1 protein-coding gene is annotated in these 868 nt (G+C 65.2%); it reads right to left on the reverse strand.

The window, feature by feature from the left end:
- Positions 1-123: 123 nt before the first annotated feature.
- Positions 124-868, reverse strand: a 745-nt coding sequence (locus C8024_RS10145) for a phage portal protein (RefSeq protein WP_173204721.1), incomplete at its 5' end; no start/stop codon positions are given.

Here is an 868-nt window from a genome sequence, read left to right on the forward strand (position 1 = left end):
CCTTGCCTCGCTGCGCTCGGTTGATGTCCTGCTACCGAGCATAGCAAGGCAAGCGCGACCGCGCGCCGGGCGAAAGCCCGCCCCGTCGGAGGCGTTCGCGCAGCGAACTGCCGCGAGACAAAATTACACCCCCAGCATCGCCCGTTTCTCCTCGGGCGACAGAAAATCCGCCTCGCACACCTGCTTCCACAACCGCTCGCGATCTTCCGACAGCGCCGGGATCTGGTCACGGTCCACCGCCAGTTTCGCATCCGGCCACCACGAACCCAGCGCACCCGACAGTCCATCCAGTATCTTCCCCGCCAGCGGCAGGATCGTCAGCCGCCACAGCGCCCGGTTGGCCTCGCGATAATTGGCGTAACTATTATCGCCAGGCAAGCCGAGCAACATCGGCGGCACGCCAAAAGCGAGCGCAATCTCCCGCGCCGCCGCTTCTTTCAGCGCGACAAAATCCATGTCCGCCGGCGTCATGCTCATCGACTGCCATTTCAGCCCGCCCTCGAGCAGCATCGGCCGCCCGGCATTGCCCGCCCCGGCAAAGCTCGCATCCATCTCGGCCTTCAGCCGGTCGAACTGCTCCCCGGTCAGCGCCGACCCATCGGCACCCGGATCATAGACCAAAGCGCCCGATGGCCGCGCCGCATTGTCCAATATCGCCTTGTTCCACTTCGCCGCCGCATTATGCACCGCCACCGCTTTCGCCGCAGCGCCCAAACAGCCGAGCCCATAATGGTCATCGGTCGGGTGAAAGCCCTTCAAATGCACGATCGCCGGCCGGCCCACCGCATCCTGCGCCGCAAAGCGCGTCCGATGTTCGCCAGCCCGGTAATTATAGGCGACCGGCCAGCCTTTGGCATCGGGCTCGACG

It is taken from the genome of Sphingopyxis sp. BSNA05 (genome assembly GCF_013265645.1).
In the GTDB taxonomy this organism is placed as follows: Bacteria; Pseudomonadota; Alphaproteobacteria; order Sphingomonadales; family Sphingomonadaceae; genus Parasphingorhabdus.